Origin of the sequence: Acetonema longum DSM 6540, from assembly GCF_000219125.1 — a bacterium.
Lineage (GTDB): Bacteria > Bacillota > Negativicutes > Sporomusales > Acetonemataceae > Acetonema > Acetonema longum.
Map to the genome: position 1 here is coordinate 1 of NZ_AFGF01000200.1, position 349 is coordinate 349.

1 protein-coding gene is annotated in these 349 nt (G+C 43.8%); it reads left to right on the forward strand.

Features of this window, described 5'->3' with window-relative positions:
• Positions 1 to 56: 56 nt before the first annotated feature.
• Positions 57 to 349, forward strand: a 293-nt coding sequence (locus ALO_RS16625; protein ID WP_004098271.1) for a transposase, incomplete at its 3' end; no start/stop codon positions are given.

The following is a 349-nucleotide window of genomic DNA, read 5'->3' on the forward strand; positions in this document are numbered from 1 at the left end:
ATAATGCTCCCAAAGGGTGAGACACAAAAAGATAAAAAATAAGTTATAATGGAAGCATGAACAAGAGAAATCAATATTCAGCCGAATTTAAAACCAAAGTGGTTCTGGAGGTTCTCCGAGAAGAAGCAACCGTAAATGAAATTGCCGCACAGCATGGTTTAAACCCCGTGATGGTCAGCCGGTGGAAAACCGAATTCCTGGAACGGGCATCTGATGTATTCAAAAGAGGCCCTTCAGATGCTGACAAGGAATTGGCGACGGAAAAGGAGCGAGTTGCCCACCTGGAGAGAAAAGTCGGCCAGTTGACCTATGAGGTGGACTGGCTCAAAAAAAAATCTGAAGAAGTTAT